This window comes from Mycolicibacterium nivoides, assembly GCF_003855255.1.
GTDB lineage: Bacteria > Actinomycetota > Actinomycetes > Mycobacteriales > Mycobacteriaceae > Mycobacterium > Mycobacterium nivoides.
Map to the genome: position 1 here is coordinate 6,664,711 of NZ_CP034072.1, position 21,547 is coordinate 6,686,257.

At 66.2% G+C, this 21,547-nt stretch carries 21 protein-coding genes; 10 read left to right on the forward strand and 11 right to left on the reverse strand.

The genetic code is table 11. The annotated features are described in order from the left end of the window. Window positions 1-30: 30 nt before the first annotated feature. The 3 genes from EH231_RS32475 to EH231_RS32485 form a co-directional block, all read right to left on the reverse strand. Window positions 31-1,122 carry an inositol-3-phosphate synthase gene (locus EH231_RS32475; RefSeq protein WP_044514262.1) on the reverse strand — a complete coding sequence of 364 codons (1,092 nt, stop codon included), beginning with the start codon at window positions 1,120-1,122 and terminating at the stop codon, window positions 31-33. A 57-nt stretch (window positions 1,123-1,179) separates the two neighbouring features. After that, window positions 1,180-1,725, reverse strand: coding sequence for a PadR family transcriptional regulator (locus EH231_RS32480; RefSeq protein ID WP_044519009.1), 546 nt, complete (start codon window positions 1,723-1,725; stop codon window positions 1,180-1,182). A 219-nt stretch (window positions 1,726-1,944) separates the two neighbouring features. After that, on the reverse strand, window positions 1,945-2,817 hold the full coding sequence (locus EH231_RS32485) for a DUF1707 SHOCT-like domain-containing protein (RefSeq protein WP_090429481.1): 873 nt from the start codon (window positions 2,815-2,817) through the stop codon (window positions 1,945-1,947). 69 nt (window positions 2,818-2,886) lie between these two features. On the opposite strand from EH231_RS32485, the gene EH231_RS32490 reads away from it, so the two are divergent. From EH231_RS32490 to EH231_RS32500, 3 genes are all read left to right on the forward strand, one after another. Next, window positions 2,887-3,309 carry a DUF5318 domain-containing protein gene (locus EH231_RS32490; RefSeq protein ID WP_036443617.1) on the forward strand — a complete coding sequence of 141 codons (423 nt, stop codon included), beginning with the start codon at window positions 2,887-2,889 and terminating at the stop codon, window positions 3,307-3,309. A gap of 235 nt (window positions 3,310-3,544) precedes the next feature. Continuing rightward, complete coding sequence (locus EH231_RS32495; protein ID WP_090429483.1) at window positions 3,545-5,884, forward strand: transglycosylase domain-containing protein; 2,340 nt, start codon at window positions 3,545-3,547, stop codon at window positions 5,882-5,884. Continuing rightward, window positions 5,881-7,533, forward strand: coding sequence for a glycosyltransferase family 87 protein (locus EH231_RS32500; protein WP_206429624.1), 1,653 nt, complete (start codon window positions 5,881-5,883; stop codon window positions 7,531-7,533). Before EH231_RS32495 ends, EH231_RS32500 begins: the two co-directional genes overlap by 4 nt. Window positions 7,534-7,545: 12 nt before the next feature. Here the strand turns inward: EH231_RS32500 and EH231_RS32505 are convergent, their stop codons facing one another. The 4 genes from EH231_RS32505 to EH231_RS32520 all read right to left on the reverse strand — a co-directional run bounded on the left by EH231_RS32505 (window position 7,546) and on the right by EH231_RS32520 (window position 10,273). Next, on the reverse strand, window positions 7,546-8,154 hold the full coding sequence (locus EH231_RS32505) for a DUF3824 domain-containing protein (protein ID WP_090429485.1): 609 nt from the start codon (window positions 8,152-8,154) through the stop codon (window positions 7,546-7,548). 33 nt (window positions 8,155-8,187) lie between these two features. Continuing rightward, complete coding sequence (locus EH231_RS32510) at window positions 8,188-8,808, reverse strand: hypothetical protein (RefSeq protein WP_090429487.1); 621 nt, start codon at window positions 8,806-8,808, stop codon at window positions 8,188-8,190. Window positions 8,809-8,874: 66 nt separating this feature from the next. Next, complete coding sequence (locus EH231_RS32515; protein WP_090429489.1) at window positions 8,875-9,486, reverse strand: hypothetical protein; 612 nt, start codon at window positions 9,484-9,486, stop codon at window positions 8,875-8,877. Window positions 9,487-9,574: 88 nt separating this feature from the next. After that, entirely contained in the window at window positions 9,575-10,273 is a 699-nt protein-coding gene (locus EH231_RS32520) for a hypothetical protein (RefSeq protein ID WP_175538018.1), read from the reverse strand. 157 nt (window positions 10,274-10,430) lie between these two features. On the opposite strand from EH231_RS32520, the gene rpsF reads away from it, so the two are divergent. The 5 genes from rpsF to dnaB all read left to right on the forward strand — a co-directional run bounded on the left by rpsF (window position 10,431) and on the right by dnaB (window position 15,197). After that, window positions 10,431-10,721, forward strand: a complete 291-nt coding sequence (rpsF, locus tag EH231_RS32525) for a 30S ribosomal protein S6 (RefSeq protein WP_090429491.1) — start codon at window positions 10,431-10,433, stop codon at window positions 10,719-10,721. A gap of 69 nt (window positions 10,722-10,790) precedes the next feature. Further along, window positions 10,791-11,297, forward strand: a complete 507-nt coding sequence (locus tag EH231_RS32530; protein ID WP_044514252.1) for a single-stranded DNA-binding protein — start codon at window positions 10,791-10,793, stop codon at window positions 11,295-11,297. Window positions 11,298-11,332: 35 nt separating this feature from the next. Continuing rightward, window positions 11,333-11,593, forward strand: a complete 261-nt coding sequence (rpsR, locus tag EH231_RS32535; protein WP_003884147.1) for a 30S ribosomal protein S18 — start codon at window positions 11,333-11,335, stop codon at window positions 11,591-11,593. 11 nt (window positions 11,594-11,604) lie between these two features. Further along, window positions 11,605-12,060, forward strand: coding sequence for a 50S ribosomal protein L9 (rplI, locus tag EH231_RS32540; protein WP_090429493.1), 456 nt, complete (start codon window positions 11,605-11,607; stop codon window positions 12,058-12,060). 500 nt (window positions 12,061-12,560) lie between these two features. Further along, window positions 12,561-15,197 carry a replicative DNA helicase gene (dnaB, locus tag EH231_RS32550; RefSeq protein WP_124714056.1) on the forward strand — a complete coding sequence of 879 codons (2,637 nt, stop codon included), beginning with the start codon at window positions 12,561-12,563 and terminating at the stop codon, window positions 15,195-15,197. Between the two features lie 81 nt (window positions 15,198-15,278). Here dnaB and EH231_RS32555 read toward each other — a convergent pair whose 3' ends face one another. Beyond that, window positions 15,279-16,658, reverse strand: a complete 1,380-nt coding sequence (locus EH231_RS32555; protein WP_164481117.1) for an NAD(P)/FAD-dependent oxidoreductase — start codon at window positions 16,656-16,658, stop codon at window positions 15,279-15,281. A 121-nt stretch (window positions 16,659-16,779) separates the two neighbouring features. On the opposite strand from EH231_RS32555, the gene EH231_RS32560 reads away from it, so the two are divergent. Further along, window positions 16,780-17,559 carry an SDR family oxidoreductase gene (locus EH231_RS32560; RefSeq protein ID WP_241177846.1) on the forward strand — a complete coding sequence of 260 codons (780 nt, stop codon included), beginning with the start codon at window positions 16,780-16,782 and terminating at the stop codon, window positions 17,557-17,559. Window positions 17,560-17,647: 88 nt separating this feature from the next. Further along, on the forward strand, window positions 17,648-18,667 hold the full coding sequence (locus EH231_RS32565; RefSeq protein ID WP_124714447.1) for a VldE C-terminal domain-containing protein: 1,020 nt from the start codon (window positions 17,648-17,650) through the stop codon (window positions 18,665-18,667). A 32-nt stretch (window positions 18,668-18,699) separates the two neighbouring features. On the opposite strand, the gene EH231_RS32570 is transcribed toward EH231_RS32565, so the two are convergent. The 3 genes from EH231_RS32570 to EH231_RS32580 all read right to left on the reverse strand — a co-directional run bounded on the left by EH231_RS32570 (window position 18,700) and on the right by EH231_RS32580 (window position 21,517). After that, a complete protein-coding gene (locus EH231_RS32570; protein ID WP_124714058.1) occupies window positions 18,700-19,617 on the reverse strand; it encodes a serine hydrolase in 918 nt (305 codons plus the stop codon). A 65-nt stretch (window positions 19,618-19,682) separates the two neighbouring features. After that, entirely contained in the window at window positions 19,683-20,393 is a 711-nt protein-coding gene (locus EH231_RS32575; protein WP_124714059.1) for a class I SAM-dependent methyltransferase, read from the reverse strand. 80 nt (window positions 20,394-20,473) lie between these two features. Next, window positions 20,474-21,517 carry an alpha/beta fold hydrolase gene (locus EH231_RS32580; RefSeq protein WP_124714060.1) on the reverse strand — a complete coding sequence of 348 codons (1,044 nt, stop codon included), beginning with the start codon at window positions 21,515-21,517 and terminating at the stop codon, window positions 20,474-20,476. Window positions 21,518-21,547: the final 30 nt, after the last annotated feature.

Here is a 21,547-nt window from a genome sequence, read left to right on the forward strand (position 1 = left end):
GCCCTGAGCGCAGAGTGAAAGAGAAGAAAACTAGCCCTCGATGAAGGTCTCCAGCTCGACGCGCGCGACATCGTCGGCGATCTGCTTGGGCGGGCTCTTCATCAGATAGGCCGAGGCCGCCTCGATGGGGCCGCCGATGCCGCGGTCCTTGGCGATCTTGGCGGCGCGCACCGCGTCGATGATGACGCCGGCCGAGTTCGGCGAGTCCCACACCTCGAGCTTGTACTCCAGGTTCAGCGGCACGTCACCGAAGGCGCGGCCTTCCAGGCGCACGTAGGCCCACTTGCGGTCGTCGAGCCACGCGACGTGGTCGGACGGGCCGATGTGGACGTTCTTGTCCTCGACCTTGCCGGCCAGCGAGCCGGTCAGGTTGGAGGTGACGGCCTGGGTCTTGGAGACCTTCTTGGACTCCAGGCGCGAGCGCTCCAGCATGTTCAGGAAGTCCATGTTGCCGCCGACGTTGAGCTGGTAGGTGCGGTCCAGCGTGACGCCGCGATCCTCGAACAGCTTGGCCATGACGCGGTGGGTGATGGTGGCGCCGACCTGGCTCTTGATGTCGTCGCCGACGATCGGGACACCGGCGTCCTCGAACTTCTTGGCCCACACCGGATCGGAGGCGATGAACACCGGAAGCGCATTGACGAAGGCCACGCCCGCGTCGATGGCGCACTGGGCGTAGAACTTGTCGGCCTCTTCGGAGCCCACCGGCAGGTACGAGACCAGCACGTCGACCTTGGCGTCCTTGAGCGCCTTGACCACGTCGACGGGCTCGAAGTCGGAGATCTCGATGGTGTCGGCGTAGTACTTGCCGATGCCGTCGAGGGTCGGGCCGCGCTGCACCGTCACGTTGGTCGGCGGCACGTCGGCGATCTTGATGGTGTTGTTCTCGGAGGCGAAGATGGCCTCGGACAGGTCGAAGCCGACCTTCTTGGCGTCCACGTCGAACGCGGCCACGAACTTCACGTCACGAACGTGGTACGGGCCGAACTTCACGTGCATCAGGCCCGGCACAGTCGTGTTCTCGTCGGCGTTGTGGTAGTACTGCACGCCCTGGACCAGGGACGATGCGCAGTTACCGACGCCGACAATGGCGACCCGGATTTCTCCTGCGTGCTCAGACATGGACGATCTCCTTACTCGTTCTGTGTGCTCGGCCTGGGGCCATGTGCGGGGCAGTGCTCATGTGTTTTCCGAGCGTCCCTGCGCCGAACGTTCGGCTGCGATCAACTCGTTGAGCCATTTGACTTCTCGTTCACTGGACTCCAGGCCCAGCTGGTGCAGCTGACGGGTGTACCGGTCGAACGAACTGCTGGCCCGCGCCACGGCTTCACGCAGACCTTCCCGGCGTTCCTCCACCTGACGACGCCGCCCCTCCAGGATTCGCATCCTGGCCTCGGCCGGGGTGCGGTTGAAGAAGGCGAGGTGGACACCGAACCCGTCGTCGGAGAAGTTCTGTGGCCCCGTATCGGCGACCAACTCGGTGAATCGCTGCTTGCCGGCATCGGTCAGCTGGTAGACACGCCGAGCCCTGCGCACCTTGGTCGGTCCCAAGGGTGCGGCGTCCTCGACGATCAGGCCGTCAGCCTGCATGCGACGTAATGCCGGGTAGAGCGAGCCGTACGAGAACGCTCTGAACGCCCCCAACAGACCCGTCAATCGCTTGCGCAGCTCATAGCCGTGCATGGGTGACTCGAGCAAGAGACCCAGAACTGCGAGCTCAAGCATCAAGACCACCCCTTTCGACAGATCAGATGGAATTGATCGCTACGACGGATCAACACCTCGCCAAACTGTATCGCGCCGATATATTTGGCGCCAAGTGAATGCCGATGATCACGCTGGAGTGGTTGCCGGACGCGAGCGTCATGCCGGTATGGCAAAGGCAGCCTGAACAGCGCCTACGGTGGCCCGGAAGGGACGACGGCAGCTCAGGGCAGCGCCGGCTCAGCCGTTGTTGCGGTACATCCCCTTGACGGTGCCGTCGGGGTAGAGGTTGATGGTCCCGCCGCCGAAATCGCTGCTGACGATGACATCGATGTTGATGGCCTCAGGTGTCGACGGATCTTCGGACGGGGTCAGCCGCAGCCACGTGCTCTTCACGTCCGCGCGTTTGGTGTTGAGCGTGTCGGGCGCGCCGCGGAGAACGGCGAGCGCCTTCTCGTAGTCGAACGCCGAGAGGTCGACGAGGCGGTCGTGGCTGTCGACACTGCTGGGCGACGTGCTCGGATCACCCCAGCCGCCGGTGTACCGGTAGTAGACCTTCTGGCGGCTGTCCTGGGGATTCGGTCGGTAGAGCAAGGCCGAGTCCGGATCGATGTGCAGCTCGAAACCCATGGTGTTGCCGAACTTCTGGCGCATCTGCTCGAACAGTCCCTTGACCCCGTTGAGCGATTGCAGCTGTGTCGGTGGGGTCAGCACCACCGGGGCGATGCCGTCGGGCACCGCGCCCGGGTCGGGGTTGAAGCTCAGCGGCGAGGAGGTGTTTCCGTACACACCCCAGCCGATTCCCATGCCGAGCAGGACCAGCACGACGGCCGAGGCGAGCCGCAGCCCCCACCCGGGGCCGGAGGGTTTCCGGACGCGGGGCACGCGGGGCTTGACCAGCGTCGGCAACTGCACAGGTGCGTCCGCGTTCTGCAGATCTTCGACGAGGCGGGCGAGATCCCCCAGGGTCGTGGCGTTGGTGGCCGCCGACACCCGTTGGCGGTGCTCTTCCATGGACAACTGGCCCTCACCGAGCGCGTTGTCGAGCACCTTGCAGGTGTCGTTGCGATCGCTGTCTTTGGCCCGGGTCGTCGAGGTCTGCCGAGTTGCCACGCCGATGATCGTAAGAGGTGTGACGCGGTCGCGCCTCGGTGCGTAGGGGGTCGACGTACTCTGGTCATCGTGCGATTGCAGAGACAGGTGGTGGACTACGCGCTTCGGCGGCGGTCCCTGCTGGCTGAGGTCTATTCGGGGCGCACCGGCGTCTCGGAGGTCTGTGACGCCAACCCGTACCTGCTGCGCGCGGCAAAGTTTCACGGCAAGCAGAGTTCGGTGATGTGTCCGATCTGCCGTAAAGAGCAGCTCACGCTGGTGTCGTGGGTATTCGGTGATCATCTGGGCCCGGTGTCGGGCTCAGCGCGCACCGCGGAGGAGCTGGTGATGTTGGCAACTCGTTACGACGAGTTCGCAGTCCATGTGGTTGAGGTATGCCGCACCTGCAGTTGGAATCATTTGGTCAAGTCATACGTCCTGGGCGCGCCTCGGCCGCCGAAGGCACGTGGCACTCGAGGCACGCGCAAGTCGGCGCGTACGGCCAGTGAATAGCGAAGGGCGCCACAGCCGGTCAGCCAACGACATCCGTAATGCGGCTGATCGCCTCGGTGCGCGCGAAAATCGGCCGCCTGCACGGGAGAAGCCTCCGGTGCGGGAAAATCCGCCCGCGCGGGAGAAGCCCCCGATGCTGGAGAAGCCTCCGGTGCGGGAGAACCGCCCTCCGGCCCGCGAGAACGGCCCCACGGGACGGGAGAACGCTCCGACGGGACGTCCAGGTCGTCCGGCGGTGCCGCCCGACGATCGGCTGACCACGGTGCTGCCGCCGGTGCGTGACGGCGGGCCGGCGCCGCTCGATGTCGTCAGGGCGGCGATGGACGGCACTCCGCCGCCGAAACCGCAGCCACCCAAGTCTCCGCCTCCGCCGCCGGGAGGCGGCCGCGGATCGGGCCCCTCGGGTCCGTCGGGGCAGGGGCCCGAGCCGACTCGGCGGTTCCACATCAACTGGAAGCTGGTCCGGCGTCTGTCGATCGCCGCGGTGGTGGCGATGATCCTGCTTCCGCTGGTGACGTTCGGTATGGCGTACATGATCGTGGACGTCCCGCAGCCCGGCGATATCCGGACCAACCAGGTGTCGACGATCCTGGCCAGCGACGGCAGCGAGATCGCCAAGATCGTTCCGCCCGAAGGCAACCGGGTCGACGTCGGCATCGACAAGATCCCGGAGCACGTCCGCAACGCGGTGATGGCCGCAGAGGACCGCGATTTCTATACCAATCCGGGCTTCTCGTTCACCGCGCTGTTGCGCGCGATCAAGAACAACCTGGTCGGCGGTGATCTCCAGGGCGGATCGACCATCACCCAGCAGTACGTCAAGAACGCACTGGTAGGTGACGAGCGCTCGGGTATCGGCGGTTTGATCCGCAAGGCCAAGGAGTTGGTCATCTCGACCAAGATGGCCAGCGAGTGGTCCAAAGACGCTGTGATGCAGGCGTATCTGAACATGATCTATTTCGGTCGCGGCTCGTACGGGATCGCCGCGGCCGCCAAGGCGTACTTCGACAAGCCGGTCGAACAGCTCAACGTCGCAGAGGGCGCACTGATGGCCGCGCTGATCCAGAGGCCGTCGACGCTGGACCCCGCGGTGGATCCCGAGGGCGCCGCCGAGCGGTGGAACTGGGTGCTCGACGGCATGGTCGACATGGGCGCGCTGTCAGCCCAGGAACGTGCCGGGCAGGTGTTCCCGCCGACCGTGCCACCAGACCAGGCCCGCCAGCAGAACCAGACCTCCGGCCCGAACGGACTGATCGAGCGGCAGGTCACGAAGGAACTGCTCGATCTGTTCGACATCAGTGAGCAGGCACTGAACACCGAAGGTCTGCAGGTCACCACCACGATCGACCCGCAGGCCCAGCAGGCCGCGGAGAACGCGGTGACCAAGTACATGGACGGTCAGGACCCCGACATGCGGACCGCGGTGGTCTCCATCGATCCACGCGACGGCGCGGTCAAGGCCTACTACGGCGGATCGGATGCCAACGGCTTCGACTTCGCCCAGGCCGGGTTGCCGACCGGGTCGTCGTTCAAGGTGTTCGCGCTCGTCGCGGCCCTGCAACAGGGCATCGGCCTGGGCTACCAGGTCGACAGCGGGCCGGTCACGGTGAACGGCATCAAGATCACCAACGTCGAGGGTGAGGGCTGCGGGGTCTGCTCGATCGCCGAGGCGCTCAAGCGGTCGCTCAACACCAGCTACTACCGGCTGATGCTCAAGCTCGAGCACGGTCCCGAGGACGTGGCCAAGGCCGCGCACGATGCCGGCGTGGCGGAGAGCTTCCCCGGCGTCGAGCACACGCTGTCCGAGGACGGCAAGGGTGGCCCGCCGAACAACGGTGTGGTGCTGGGCCAGTACCAGTCCCGGGTGATCGACATGGCCTCGGCGTACGCAACGCTGGCGGCCTCCGGCGTCTATCACAAGCCGCACTTCGTGCAGAAGGTCGTGAACTCCTCGGGGCAGGTGTTGTTCGACGCATCCAGCCAGGACAACGGTGAACAGCGCATCGACAAGGCGGTCGCCGACAACGTCTCGGCGGCCATGCAGCCGATCGCCGGCTGGTCGCGCGGGCACAACCTGGCCGGCGGACGCGCCTCGGCCGCCAAGACGGGCACCAACCAGCTCGGCGACACCGGCGACAACCGCGACGCCTGGATGGTCGGATACACGCCGTCGCTTTCGACCGCGGTCTGGGTGGGTACCTCCGACGGCGTGAACCCGTTGAAGACACCAGGGGGCGGGCCGGTCTACGGATCCGGACTGCCGTCGGACATCTGGAAATCCACCATGGACGGTGCGCTGAAAGGTACCGACAACGAGACGTTCCCGAAGCCGACCGAGATCGGTGGCTACGCGGGTGTGCCGCAGGCCCCGCCGCCCCCGCCCGCTCCCGGTACACCGGGTGGCCCGCCGATCGCGGTGATGCCGTCGGAGACCGTGATTCAGCCGACCATCGAAGTGGCCCCGGGCATCACGATCCCGATCGGGCCTCCGACGACCGTGCCGATCGGCCCGCCGCCGGGAGCGCCCGTCGTGCCCGGCGCGCCGGGTGTCCCGGTGCCACCGCCGCCTCCGTGACGGACCGGGTATCGCCGGCTCCGCTCGCCGAGCTGAATTCGCCGGCTCCGCTGGCAGAAGACCAGCGGAGCGCCGACGACCGCGATCTGCCCAGCCGCAACGACCGGCTGGCCGAGGCGCTGTCGCAGACCGTGGGCGGACCCGTCGGCCGTCACGCGCTGATCGGCCGGGCGCGGTTCATGACCCCATTGCGGGTGATGTTCGTGATCGCAGTGGTGTTCCTGGCGTTGGGCTATACGACCAAGTCCGCCTGTCTGCAGACGACCGGCAGCGGCACCGCGGGCCAGCGGGTGGCCAACTGGGAGAACAACCGCGCCTACTACGAGCTGTGTTACTCCGACACGGTGCCGCTGTACACCGCAGAGTTGTTGAACCTGGGCAAGTTCCCCTACAAGTCCAGCTGGGTCGAGAACGACGCGACGGGCAAGCCGCGCATGCAGTACGACGGCAGCCCGGCGATCCGCTACATGGAGTATCCGGTGCTCACCGGGCTCTACCAGTACGTGTCGATGTCGCTGGCCAAGACCTACACCGCGGTGACCAAGCTGGTGTCGGTGCCGCTCATCGCCGAAGTGGTGATGTTCTTCAACATCTCGGCTTTCGGCCTGGCACTGGCCTGGTTGGCCACGGTCTGGGCCACCTCGCGATTGGCCGGCCGGCGGGTGTGGGATGCCGCGCTGGTGGCGGGCTCGCCGATCGTGATCTTCCAGGTGTTCACCAATTTCGACGCGCTGGCGACCGCTGCCGCCGCGGGCGCGATGCTGGCCTGGGCCCGCCGAAAACCGGTGTGGGCCGGGGCGCTGATCGGAATCGGTGTGGCGGCCAAGCTGTATCCGCTGTTGCTGTTCGTCCCGCTGCTGCTGCTCGGGCTGCGCACCGGGCGCCTGCGCGAGGTCGGTAAGGCCGCGCTGACCGCAGTCGTGACGTGGTTGCTGATCAATCTGCCGATCATGGTGCTCTTCCCACGGGGATGGTCAGAGTTCTTCCGGCTCAACACCCGTCGCGGCGATGACATGGACTCGCTGTACAACGTGGTGAAGTCGTTCAGCGACTGGCGCGGCTTCGATCCGGATCTCGGTTTCTGGCAGCCGCCGACGGTGCTCAACACCGTCACCGCGGTGTTGTTCGTGGCCTGCTGTATCGCGATCGGCTACATCGCGTTGACCGCACCGCAGCGGCCGCGGCTGGCGCAACTGGCATTCCTGGTGGTGGCCGCGTTCCTGCTGACCAACAAGGTGTGGAGCCCGCAGTTCTCGCTGTGGCTGGTGCCGCTGGCGGTGCTGGCGCTACCGCATCGCCGAATCCTGTTGGCGTGGATGACGATCGACGCCCTGGTATGGATACCGCGCATGCTCTATCTGTACGGCGAACAGAACAAAGGTCTGCCCGAACAGTGGTTCACCACCACGGTGTTGGTTCGCGATCTTGCGGTGATCGTGTTGTGTGCGTTGGTCATTCGCCAGATCCACCGTCCGCGGCTCGATCTGGTCCGGCACGGCGGCCGTATCGACGATCCCACCGGCGGGGTGTTCGACCGCGCGCCCGACGCTCCGCCGCGTTGGCTGCCGGACTGGTTGCGTCCCTCGGCGGACCGCGTCCGGATCGAGCCGAGGCCGGACCCCGAGCCGGAGCTGGCCGGTTCTCGGTAGACGCCCGCGATCTCAGCCCGGATAGGGCGGGTAGAACTGGGGCGCAATCGCATTCCGCTTCGCCCGGATCCACGCGGTCGTCGACGGCAGCATGGCCAGCACGAGCGTCAGGACGGGCACGACAATGCCCACGATGACGGCGACGCCGATGGAGACGGGCTCACGGCTGGGTTCGCCCGAGATGCCGATGACCATGTCGCCGATGGCGGCCATACCGAACAAGATGGCCACGGCGCATCCGCCCACGACGAGCCGGCGCCCGATCGTCTTGCGCCGAAACAGCAGTATCGCTCCGATGAAGAGTGCCAATGCGAAGGCGATGCCCAACAGACCGAAGACGGCGCCCGCGACGTCGAATTCACCGTCCATGATCATGATGATCACGGAGAGCACGGCGAAGCAGGTACCGACCAATCCGCCCACCAGTCCCAGGAGCCCGGCGATGATCCCCGTGGCACCGCTGGGACCGCCCGGCGGCTTCGGCTGATAGCCGCTCGGATAACCGGCAGGCGGATATCCGGGTTGGTGCGGCCACCCCGGTTGTTGCGGGTAGCCGGGCGGGCGGCCGTAGACCGGCTGTCCGGGGAACCCCTGCCCATGAGGTCCGTGCGGGTAGTTCATACATCCCTCTCGAAGGCACGATCAAAGCGCGGTTCAGCTTGAAAGGGTAGGGGGAGAAGGAGATACCCCCGGATTCGGCTTCACCTGGATCCAGGCCGCGGTCGACGGGAGCACGGCCAGCACGATCGTGGCAATCGGCAGCACGAGACTCAGGACTGCGAGCCCGCTGGTGCCGGGGGCGCCGTAGCGGGCTGCCGCGCCGAGACTGAGCCCCAGGCTAATGAGGCTGCCCAGGACGATCAGCACACAGCCGCTGACAATGAGCGTGCGGCCGATCATCTTGCGCTGCAGCAGCGTCACCGTTCCGGCCAAGAGCAGGAGTCCGCACACCACGCTGAGCAGGGTCGCGAGGACGGTCAGTGCGAGCACGCCGGGGGACCTCAAGGCCAACGTCCGCAGGCCCGCGTCGCCGGCGAGCGCGGCAAGTCCGATCAGCCCGACGATTCCGTTGCCGAGGGTCATCGCGGCGCCGAGCCCGGCCAGGACGGCTGTGAGGATCGCCGTGACCCGGCTCGGCGAGACCGCCGCCTCGGGCTGCGGTGCATCCGGCGGGGTGTCGCCCAGCGGATACTTGGGCTGTTGATGGCCGAGCTGCTCCGGATAACTGGGCTCGCCGGGATACTCCGGGCCCTGGGGCGCGTGGGGAGAGGTCACTGCTGCTCCGATCCTGGGTGATTGGCGGGTCCGCACAGAGGGATTCGCAGATCAGCCGGTGTCAGCTCAGCCCGGATAGGGCGGGTAGAACTGGGGTGCAACCGGATACTGTCTCGCCTTGATCCACGCCGTCGTCGACGGGAGCAGGACCAGAACGATCGTCGTGATCGCGAACATGACACCCACGAGGTCGGGCCCCACCCCGCGGTCGTACTCATAGTCCGCGATGAACGAGGGCAGCAACGTCAAGTTGATCAGGGTGCTCAGAATGGACACGGCACACCCCGCGACCACGAGCCAGCGGCCAACCATCTTGCGTAGCAACAGCGTCACCGTTCCGATCAGAAGCAGCAGCCCGGAGACGACGTTCAGCACGGTAATGGCGATGAGCCCGGTCCACGGGTTGTCGGTTGATCCGGTGGCATCGGTCGACGCGCCGATCATGATGGCGAGTCCGAAGGCCATGGCGATGCCGCCGACGAAGTTCGCCAGGCCGCCGAGCCCGGCAAGGACACCGGCGATGATGCCCGTGACCCCGCTGGGTTTCTGGGGCGCCGCGGCGAAGGGCTGCTGTGGAAAGCCTGGCTGCGGAAAGGGTTGCGGCGGAAAGCCCGGCTGCTGCGGCCCGCCGGATTGCGGTGGAAATCCCTGCCCATACGACCCGTACGGATAGCTCACGGACCCCCCTCGACGACACGATCACGAGGCCCGGCGAATCGACAGTGGTCGACCGCGTGCGGCACTCGTAGCTCGGGAAGTTACCAGCTCAGCCCGGATAGGGCGGGTAGAACTGGGGTGCAACCGGATTCGGTTTCGCTTTGATCCACGCGGTCGTCGACGGCAGCATGGCCAGCACGAGCGTCGCGACGGGGAAGACGAGACCGAACAGTGTGAACACACCGCCGCCGCCGTAGGAACCGTAGGCGGCGGATGTCGCGGCGGCAGCCACGCCGAAGCTGATCAGGCTGCTCAGGATCGCCAGGCCGCAGGCGCCGACCACGAGCCAGCGGCCGAGCATCCTTCGTTGGAACAGCAACACCGCTCCGACGGCGATGATCAGGCCGAAGACGAAGTTGAACAGGATCGCGACGATCAGCACCGCGTACACCCCGCCGGAAAGGCTGGCCTCGGTGCCTGCTGCGGCGAGGCCGATGGCCGCGAGCACTCCGCCGCCGAGGCCTGACACGGCGCCCAGGGCCGCGAGTACCGCGGCGATGATGCCCGTGACACCACTGGGTTCGGGCCCCGGCATCCCGTAAGGCTGGTGTTGGAAGCCACCCTGCTGCGGGTACCCGGGCGGCGGGAAGCCTGGCTGCTGGGGAAAGCCGGGTTGTTGTGGGTAGCCAGGCTGCTGTGGGTAGCCGGATTGCTGTGGGTAGCCGGCCTGCGGCGGGAAGCCTGGCTGCTGCGGTTGACCGGGTTGTCCCGGAACCCCCTGCCCGTAAGGCCCGTACGGATAGTTCACGCATCCCCCTCGACTCCAGGACCAAGGAGCTCACCCTATACGGATTTCGCAGATCAGGACGGTTTCGGGTAGCCTGGGCCGGTTGCCGACGCAGGCGACCCTCCTGCCACGGAATCCGCCGTGGCCGTACACGACCAGAGGAGGTGATGAGGTTCTAATGCGTCCATACGAAATCATGGTCATTCTCGACCCCACACTTGACGAGCGCACCGTAGCTCCATCGTTGGAGGCGTTCCTGAACGTCGTCCGCAAGGATGGCGGTTCTGTCGACAAGGTCGACATCTGGGGACGCCGCCGGCTGGCTTACGAGATTGCCAAGCACGCCGAGGGCATCTACGCCGTTGTCGACGTCAAGGCTGAACCGGCCACCGTGTCCGAGCTCGACCGTCAGCTCAACCTGAACGAGTCCGTGCTGCGGACCAAGGTGATGCGGACCGACAAGCACTAAAGGCTGTCAGTCGTCGGCGGGGCTACGTAGGCTTCGCGCAAACGGACATGCCTATCCCAGGAGGATCTCGTGGCTGGTGACACCACCATCACAGTTGTCGGAAACCTGACTGCTGACCCGGAACTGCGTTTCACTCCGTCTGGCGCAGCCGTCGCCAACTTCACCGTTGCCTCGACGCCGCGAATGTTCGATCGGCAGAGCAACGAGTGGAAGGACGGCGAGGCGCTGTTCCTGCGGTGCAACATCTGGCGTGAGGCGGCCGAGAACGTGGCCGAGAGCCTCACCCGGGGTTCGCGGGTGATCGTCACCGGTCGGCTCAAGCAGCGTTCGTTCGAAACCCGTGAGGGTGAGAAGCGCACCGTTGTCGAGGTCGAGGTCGACGAGATCGGTCCGTCCCTGCGCTACGCCACGGCCAAGGTCAACAAGGCCAGCCGTAGTGGCGGCGGCGGCGGTGGCGGCGGCTTCGGCGGTGGTGGCGGCGGTGGTTCGCGCCAGGCCGAGCCCAAGGACGATCCGTGGGGCAGTGCACCGGCGTCCGGCTCCTTCAGCGGGGCCGACGACGAGCCGCCGTTCTGATCAACAACGAAATTTTTGCAAGGAAGAGATAACCAATGGCCAAGTCCACAAAGCGACGGCCGGCACCGGAAAAGCCGGTCAAGACTCGTAAGTGCGTGTTCTGCTCCAAGAAGGGTAAGGGGCAGGTCATCGACTACAAGGACACTGCGCTGCTGCGCACCTACATCAGCGAGCGCGGCAAGATCCGTGCCCGCCGGGTGACCGGCAACTGCGTCCAGCACCAGCGCGATGTCGCCATCGCGGTGAAGAATGCCCGCGAGGTGGCTCTGCTGCCGTTCGGCTCGTCGACGCGGTAGGAGATACACCAATGAAGCTGATTCTCACCGCTGAGGTGGAACACCTGGGCGTCGCGGGCGACGCCGTCGAGGTCAAGGACGGCTACGGCCGTAACTACCTGCTGCCCCGTGGGCTGGCCATCGTGGCCTCCCGCGGTGCCGAGCGCCAGGCCGACGAGATCCGTCGGGCGCGCGATGCCAAGTCCATCCGTGGCGTCGAGCACGCCAACGAGCTCAAGACCGCGCTGGAGGGTCTGGGCGAGGTGTCGCTGCCGGTTCAGGCCGCTGCCGACACGGGCAAGCTGTTCGGCTCGGTCACCGCGGCCGATGTCGTGGCCGTGATCAAGAAGGCCGGCGGCCCCAACTTGGACAAGCGCACCGTGCAGCTGCCCAAGGCGCACATCAAGACGGTCGGCACGCATCCGGTCACCGTGAAGCTGCACACCGGGGTGGAAGCCAAGGTGTCGCTGAACGTCGTCGCGGAGTAATCCCGTAGCGGAGTAATTCCGCCAGCACTCGATCGCCCGGGTGGGAGCCTGCAGAGGTTTCCACCCGGGCGTTTGCTGTGGCTCTGGCGAACGCGTTGCGGAAAACTCTGGACAGCGAAGCTAACTCGGTGTTAACCCGCCAGGTCCCTGGGCGCAACACAACACGCCCGGGATGGCAACCCGGGACGACACGCCGAAGAACTTCCCATACACAATCACTGACAACCTCTATGGCACTCTGACCTGGGAAAACTATAGATTGCTCGGGAATGATCCACAGGTTCTCCCCAGAGGCTCAACACTGCGACCGAGACCTATCCACATGCCATCCACAGCTTGATTAACAGGGGTGGTTTCGGGAGGCGCCAGCAACGTCTAGCGTGATGCGTCGCAGCGCCGTCACAAAGCTTTGTCGGAGCCCTGTTTTACAGTTGCAGTACCGATTCGAATAAACGTTCGAGCCCGTTGTGAGGCGGGTCTCGGAAGGGGGTGGGGAGTCCGTGGCGGTGGTGGACGACCTGGGGCATCCGGATTCGGAGATGGATGGCCCTCCGCCTGGGGAGGACTTCGGCCGGCAGCCGCCGCAGGACATGGCGGCCGAGCAGGCGGTCCTCGGCGGCATGCTGTTGAGCAAGGATGCGATCGCCGACGTACTGGAGCGGTTGCGCCCTGGAGACTTCTACCGTCCGGCGCACCAGAACGTGTACGACGCAATCCTGGATCTCTATGGCCGGGGTGAACCGGCCGACGCCGTCACCGTCGCCGCCGAACTCGATCGCCGCAGCCTGTTGCGCCGGATCGGTGGTGCCCCCTATCTGCACACCCTGATCTCCACGGTGCCCACTGCGGCCAACGCCGGTTTCTATGCCGGCATCGTCGCCGAGAAGGCCCTGCTGCGTCGGTTGGTGGAGGCAGGGACCCGGGTGGTCCAGTACGGCTACGCCGGGGCCGACGGGGCCGATGTCACCGACGTGGTGGACCGGGCGCAGGCCGAGATCTACGACGTCACCGAGCGCCGCGCCTCGGAGGACTTCGTCGCGCTCGAAGACCTGCTGCAGCCCACGATGGACGAGATCGACGCGATCGCCTCACAGGGCGGTATCTCGCGCGGTGTGCCGACCGGGTTCACGGAGTTCGACGAGATCACCAACGGCCTGCACCCCGGGCAGATGATCATCATCGCGGCTCGTCCCGGTGTCGGGAAGGCGCTCGCGCTCGACACCCCACTGCCGACCCCTAGTGGCTGGACCACGATGGGTGACGTTGCGGTAGGTGACCACCTCATCGGCGCCGACGGTGAACCGACGCGGGTTGTGGCCGCCACCGAGGTCATGCTCGACCGCCCATGCTTCGAGGTCGAATTCTCCGATGGCACAGTGATTGTCGCCGATGCTCAGCATCAGTGGCTGACGGAGACACGGGCTTCGCGGCGGTCCGCACAGTCGGCGGCGACGGGCTACAATGGTTACAAGAATCAACGGACGTTTGCCGCCATCCGCACCACTGCGGAGATCGCGGACTCGTTGCGTTGTGAGACCGCGGACCATCGGCTGAATCATTCGGTGGTCAACGCTGCGCCCGTCCGGGGGGAGGAGCGCGACCTGCTTGTCCCGCCGTACACGTTGGGTGCGTGGTTGGGCGACGGGACATCAGCATCAGCACAAATTACGACGGCGGATCCGGAGATCATCGTCCGTATCGAGGCCGAAGGATTCATCGCACGAAAGTCGGATTCCTCGCCCTACCGCTACCAACTCCTGCTGGCCGACGAGCCTGGGCCGACGACACGATCCTGTGTGGTCTGCGGTACGGACTTCGTGCCGCAGACCAGCCAGGTCCGTACCTGCGGCCGCGCTTGTGGTGGACGTGCACGGTTCGTGTCAGAACCGGTGCCTGCTCCCCAGTGCCCGAGATGCGGTCAGCCATCGAGTGGGCTGCGGCTGTGCCAGACCTGCCGAAACGCCGTGGGGACGCTGCAGGCCCGCTTACGGACGATCGGCGTATTGGGCGCGAAACACATTCCCGCTGAGTACCTTCGAGCATCTGAAGCGCAGCGTCGCGCAGTCCTGGCAGGCCTATTGGACACGGATGGAACAGTTACCGCCGGAGGGGCGGTGCAGTTCGCTGTGACCGACCGTCGGCTTGCCGAAGACTTCGCCGAGCTCGTGGTGAGCCTGGGCTACCGATGCCAGACATCGACCAAGCGGGTCAAGGGTCGCAGCGAGTCCTCTTCGACGTCATTCACCATCACGTTCTCGACGTCCGATGAGGTCTTTGGCTTGCACCGGAAGACGTTGCTGCACAAGGAACGCCGACATGCCGTCAGCACGGCTCGGTCGAACTCGCGCTTCATCGTGGACGTACGCCGTGTCGACTCGGTCCCAGTGCGGTGCGTAGAGGTCGACAATGCGGCCCACATGTACCTCGCGAGTCGTTCGATGGTGCCGACGCACAACTCGACGCTCGGTCTCGATTTCATGCGGTCCTGCTCCATCAAGCACCGGATGGCCAGCGTCATCTTCTCGCTGGAAATGAGCAAGTCCGAGATCGTCATGCGACTGCTGTCGGCCGAGGCGAAGATCAAACTGGCCGATATGCGTTCGGGCCGGATGAGTGATGACGACTGGACGAAGCTGGCCCGCCGGATGAGCGAGATCAGTGAGGCCCCGCTCTACATCGACGACTCACCGAACCTGACCATGATGGAGATCCGGGCCAAAGGCCGGCGGCTGGCCCAGAAGGCGGACCTGAAGCTCGTGGTCGTCGACTACATGCAGCTGATGAGCTCGGGCAAGAAGTACGAGTCGCGCCAGCAGGAAGTCTCGGACTTCTCCCGAAGCCTGAAGCTGATGGCCAAAGAACTCGAAGTGCCGGTGATCGCGATCAGCCAGCTGAACCGTGGTCCGGAGCAGCGCACCGATAAGCGTCCGCAGGTCTCGGACCTTCGCGAATCGGGCTCGCTGGAACAGGATGCCGACATGGTCCTGCTGCTGCACCGCCCCGACGCGATCGACCGTGAAGATCCGCGTGGTGGTGAAGCTGACATCATCCTGGGCAAGCACCGTAACGGCCCGACGGCGAATATCACTGTGGCGCACCAGCTTCACTTCTCGCGGTTCACCAATATGGCGCGCTAGGCCCGTAAGAGTCACCGGACCTGAGCGCGTTTGAGCCGGCGCGACCGCACGACGCGAATACGGGCGTTGCGATATGACGCGTCAACTATGGGCTTTCGTCCTCAAGCACGACGCGGATAAGGGCAGAGCCTTGCGGAGGTGGTATGCGGCGACCCGGGCGAGTATGCGCGGTTCGAGGAGTCGCTGCGGTGGGTCGACCATGTTCACGATCCGGACGAGGCGCTCGGTGACGACGATGTCGTCAGCGGCTTCCAACATCTTGCGGAGGCTCCACTGGAACGCGCGCCGGCGGACCTTGTCCTTCACACCACGGTCGGAAGTGTGCCCGGGCGGCTGGTTGCTGGCCCATACCGGGGCGATCATCCGCGTCAGTGACTGGTAGAACCGTTGCGGGTCAACGCCTTTGCGCTCACGGAGATGGGTGCGCAGCGCCTGGGCGTGTCGTGCCGCCATGGTGATCCCTTGCCCGTGGATGGGGTCCAGGCAGCAGAGGGCGTCGCCGATGACGAGCAACCCGTCAGGGTTTCTGGCGCAGCGGTCATAGCGGTGCCAGGTGCCACCGGGGTAGCGGTAGACCTCGACGTCTGACAGCGGTACGGCCCGGCGGAGTGCCGGATGGATGTGCGATGGCGCGAACTTCACGGCGAGGGCGAGCATGTCGGCCAACGTTGTGGGTGGTGCCGAGCGCTCGTCTGCGTGCGTTGCGATGGTCAACGTCCAGGTGCCGTGTTCGCCGGCGGCCAGGCCACCGCGGCCGGCGCTGCCGGGCGGCACGACCAGGACAAGGCGTTCAGGGAAGGAGTCCTGATCGGGGATGGCTAGCTGTTGGCTGTAATACACGCCGCGCACCGTGAACGACTGCCGCGGTGCCCGGTCGTAGCCGAGCGTCTCCAATAGCCGGGGCGTGCGTGTTGCCCGCCCGGTGGCGTCGATGACCAGGTCGGCGTCGAGCGTCTTCATCGCACCGGTGCGGCGGTCGTTGATGGTGACACCGGTTATGCGGCCCGGCTTACCGGAGACGAGTTCGCCGATGTCGTGACCATCTTTGATGATGACGTTGGGCAGGGCAGCGACTCTATGGCGCAGGGCCCATTCCAGCAGAGGTCGTGTCACGAGGTAGGTGGCGAGTGCGGCTGGATCCGCGACCGGGTCGGTGCGGTTGAAGGCGTACGGGCCGTTCTGGATGTGCATGCGTGCACCCAGACGGGCGTCGTCGAGAACGTGGCCGCCGGCGGCGACCACGTCGTCGATCAGGCCTGGGACCAGCTCCTCGATGGTGTGCCAGCCCCGGGACAGCAGGCTGTGCAGGTGTGGCCCCTGCGGTATGCCGCGGCGCTGGGAGGGGTTGTCCGGCAGGCGGTCTCGTTCGACGACGGTCACGACGCGGCTGGTGTCGGCGAGCGCGGCCGCAGCCAGCAGGCCGGCGATACCCGCGCCGAGGACAACAGAGTGGTCAGTCATGTCGCGCACGCCTCCCCTGCGTGTCGAACTGAGCGATGTGGTCGACGCTAGCATGAAAATAAGAAAAATAAGGCTAAAATAAGACAATTCTAAGGCTCGGGATCTGCATGAGGAGGGGTCAGTGAACCGACGGGGTGCAGGAGTGGACGCGGGCGATGAGGTCGCCAACCGGGTCGCGCTGATCACGGGAGCCTCCCGTGGAATCGGTGCCGAGGTGGCCCGACTACTGGGTGCGGCAGGCCTCCATGTCCTGGTCAACTATCGCGAGAAGGCCGCGCGGGCGAACACTGTGGTCGACGCCATTCGCATGGCTGGGGGACACGCGTCGGCGGCCGGTGCCGATGTCTGCGACGAAGCGGCCGTCAAGGCGCTGCTGGCAGATGTCGGTGAGCGATTCGGCACGCTCGATGTGTTGGTACTCAACGCCTCTGGTGGTCTCGAGCGCGGAGCTGACCCGGGATACGCCATGCGCCTCAACCGCGATGCACAACTGCGTCTGGCCACGCTGGCCCTGCCGCTGATGCCGGCGGGGGCGCGGATTGTCTTCGTCACCAGTCATCAAGCGCACTTCTACCCGGCCAAACCGGTGCCCGATGGCTACGAACCCATCGCGCAAAGTAAACGTGCCGGCGAGGATGCGCTGCTCGCAGTGAAGCCTGCTCTCGCCGACCGCGGAATCGCGCTCAAGGTCGTATCCGGCGACATGATCGACGGGACCATCATCGTTCGACTGCTGCAGCGGCGTGACCCCGCCGCCGTCGACGCCCGCCGCAACCAGGCGGTACTGCCGACCGTCGATGAGTTCGCCGCCGCCATCGCCCAAGCGGCGTTGGATTCCGACCATCGCGACACGACCTACGTCGGCGGTGCGGACTATCTGATCGCAGTGGCGCATGAGTAGACATCGCCCGTGCCAGTTCGTAGCCTGTCCGGGACATACGTAGCCGGACCACGAGCGGTCCCCGCAGCGAAGGACCGTGACGATCCGAATGACCCGGGTACGCCATTCACTTCGGCGAGCGGCGTACGGTTCGGCAGCCGCGGTGCTGGTGTTGGGGATGTCGATGGGCGACGTGAAGGCGGACCCCGCGGCTGACGCACTGTCCAAGCTCAACGAGTTGTCGCGGCAGGCGGTGGAGAGTCGCGATGCCGTCACAACGGCCCAGCGCGACGCCGATGCCAGACTGGCTGCCCAGACAGCGGCCGAAGACCGCCACCGCGCCGATCTCACGGCCCTGGATGTCGCGAACGCCCAGCTGCAGCCCCATCAGGCCGCTGCCAACCGGGTGGCGGCAATGACGTACATGAGTGGTGGCACCGGACAAATGGCGGCGGTGCTGACCGCGGGCTCCCCGCAACAGCTGATAGGTCACCTGTCCCTGCGGCGGGTGGTGGCCACAGAGGCGACCGAGCAGATGAAGGCCTTTCAAGCAGGACGTGAGCGCGCGGCCGCCGCCGTCCGGGCCTCAGAGGTATCGGCCGCCGAGGCCCGCGCCGCAGCCGAGCAGTCGGCCGCGGTGCGCTCAGACCTGCAGGCGAAATGGAGTGAACTGCAGCGTCAGATCGCCGCCGCGGAGGCGCAGTATGCCGCGTTGACTCCAGGTCAGCGGGCGGTGATCGACAACGCGGCCGCGGCGCCGCCCGTCGATCTCCCGGAGTCGTTGCCCGTCGGCGTCGCGTCCGAGGCCGGGTTGCAGGCCAACACCATCGTGGCCGCCCGGGCCGTCAGCGCGAGGTTTCCCCAGATCGCCGACATCGATGGGGTGCGGCCGGATTCGAAGCCCTGGCATCCCAGCGGTCTGGCGATCGACATCATGATCCCCAACCCCAGCAGCCCCGAGGGCATCGCGCTCGGAGACGAGGTTCTCGCGTTCGCGATGAGCAACGCCGCCCGGTTCGGGCTACAGGATGTGATCTGGCGTGGCACCTACTACACGCCTTCGGGCCCGCAAGCATCTGGTTACGGCCACTACGACCACGTGCACATCACCACGACACCTCGCCACTGACCCGCGGCTCGGCAATCTCCCCGCAAAGGGGTCTAGATGTGCCCGCCGGGGAACATCGTCTTGACGGCCTGAGTCACGGTGTTGCGTGCGGAGGCGGCGTCGCCGGGTTCCAGGGAGCTGATCGCCATGACGTAGCGGCGTTCGGGTCCGATCGCGCCGGTGGACACGTGCAACTGGTTGGAGCCGTTCCAGCAGCAGAACCAGCCCTGCTTGACCGCGACCGGCTCGGCATAGAGCCCGTCGGGGATGCCGAAGCGCTGCGGGTAACCGTCGGTTCCCGTCGGCGTGGATTGCGCGAGGTTGCTCATGATCACGTCGGCCTGCTCGGGGGGCAGCCCGCCGCTGCCGTCCAACAGCATGTCGTAATAGCGGACCAGGTCGCTTGCGGTGCTCTGCGTGACGTCCCAGTGTCCGTTGTAGGGCGCCGTGGTGCCCTTCAATCCGTACCGCGCCACGATGCGCGAGATGACGGCGTTTCCTCCGCTGCGGTCCCAGAAGGTCTGGGCCGCGCCGTCATCGGAGGAGCGCAGCATGATGTCGAGCGACTTGCGGTCGGCGGGAGACAGTTTCGTCTCGCCCTTCGATTCCTGCAGCAGCAGGTCGTCGGCGATGAACAGCTTCACCACAGAGGCGATCGGGAACGGTTGGTTGGCGCCGTTGGAGATGATCTGGCCGGTGTCGCGGTCCAGCACGACAACCTCGATGTCGGCCCCGGACGTGGCCGCGTCCGCGGTGGCCCGACGGATGCGGACGTCGAGGTCGTCCAACTCGGCCGGCGGAGTCTGAGGAAACACGGCACGCGTGGCCAGCGGCGCGACACCTGTTGCCCGGGCGGTGTTCGCAGGGTTTGACGGCATGCTCGTGACCTGTGCCTGACAACCATTGACGAGCATCGCGGCGCCGAGGACCGCCATGCTCGTCATCGCCCGCTTGGACAGTCGCCGCCGCATACGTCTCCCGAAGATTCTGAGCCAGGTGAGCCGGGATGGACGCTGCGCCCACCGGTTATCCCAGCTTAACCGGGCATTGCACGGCCAGCGACACGGCCCGGATCAGCCGGTGTCGCGCGGCCGACTGCGAGTGGACGGACGATCGCCGGCATGCGGCGCCACGCGTCGTCTCGAGCCGCGACTTGGAAACCGCAGGCGCGCATGAACTCAACGGTGGCGCGGTTGCACCGGCAGCCGCAGGCGAAGCGGCGCCACGGCTCGTGCAACGTGTCTTGGCATGCCGCCAGTAGGCGGGAACTCGCCCGCACGTGTTCGATGAACAGCAACTGCCCCTCCGGGCGGAGTACGCGGGCAATCTCGCGCAGCGCTCGTTCGGGCTCGTCGACCGTGCACAGGGCGAGCGTCGAGACGACGGTGTCTACGGACGCGTCGGCGAGTGGCAGATGCTCAGCCGGCGCATCGACGATTCGCGCGGCGCAGTCATGCCGCGCGACACGACGCGAGAGTCTCCTGCGCATCCCGGGCTCCGGCTCGGTGAGCACCACCTCGGTCACTGCCTCCGGATAGTGCGGAATGTTCAACCCGGTCCCGGCGCCGATCTCGACGACGTTCCCGTAGGCGTGGCTCAGCAGAGTGCTACGCCGGCGGCGCATGCCGGCGATCTCACCCAGCCAGAGGAGCGAGTCGTACGCGAGGGCGAAGGTCCGCAGCCACGCGGCAGATGACGGACTCGGCTGGGATTGGGTTCCCGGTTGCGGGGCGGCGATCTCGGTCATGTCCCAAACGTAGGAACGGCCGCATGGTTCGCGCATCGCCCGATCCGGCCATCTTCTGCCGATGGCCCGTTGCGGCTATCTCACAAGAGGCCGAGCCGGCCGGCTTCCGCGACGGCAGCGGTTCGTGAGGTCCGGCCCAGCTTGCGGCGGATGTTCGCGACGTGGCGGTGCACGGTGTGTGGGCTGAGCACCAGGTGATCGGCGATCTCGCGGTCGCTGAGACCGCGTGCGACGCAAGCGAGGATCTCCTGCTCGCGACCGGACAGTACGACCTGTTCCGGCGCGCTCGTGTGGTGCGGTGGCGGCTGACCCGGAGCCAGAGCTTCGCGGCACGCGCGGACGACGGAATCGACGTCACCGTGCCAGGGGAAGTGAGCGCTCCCTGTCAACGGGATGAATGCCGCGTGCGGGATCGCGGCAGCCACCTCGCGCCCCAGCTGGTACGGCACGGCTCGGTCGTCCCGGCGATGCACCACCAGCGTCGGAGATCGGACGAGCGCAAGATGATCGCCGACGTCGAGGCGATACACCATGGCCAACAATGCGGCGGCGGTCTCGGCCGTCGCCGCCTCTCGCTGCAACCGCGCGAAGCGGTCCTGATCGTCGCCGTCGGCCCCGCTGAGGAAGATGTCGCTGAGCAGGCGCGAACCCAGTCCCCAATGTGCTTGTAACGCAGTCAATATCGCGTCCCCCACACCCGGCGCCGTAAGTGCCGTCCCATTCGGGTACGACCCGTACAACACCAAGCGCTCGACGCGTTCGGGGAACGCCGCGGCGAATGCCACAGCGGTGCAACTGCCGGATGAACCGCCGATGAGCGAAACCCGATCGAGCCCCAGCTCGTCGAGAACCGTACGCAGTGTCGAGACTTCGCAGTCGAGGTTCAGGTCGGATTCGAGGAGCGTGCGGTCCGACATGCCGACGCCGACCCGGTCGTAGCGGATCAAGGTGTATCCGTCGGCGACGCCATTCCAGAATCGCCGGTAGCCCGCATCCTGCCAGTCGAGTTCTAGGTGGCTCACCCACCATGCCGGGGCCACCAGCGGTGGTCCTTGCCCGCGCACCTCGTACGCGACGCGGCGTCCGCCGACGCGCAGAAACTGGATCCCGGACTTTTCCAGCACGCCCACGAGCGTAATCCGGTCCCTACCTCG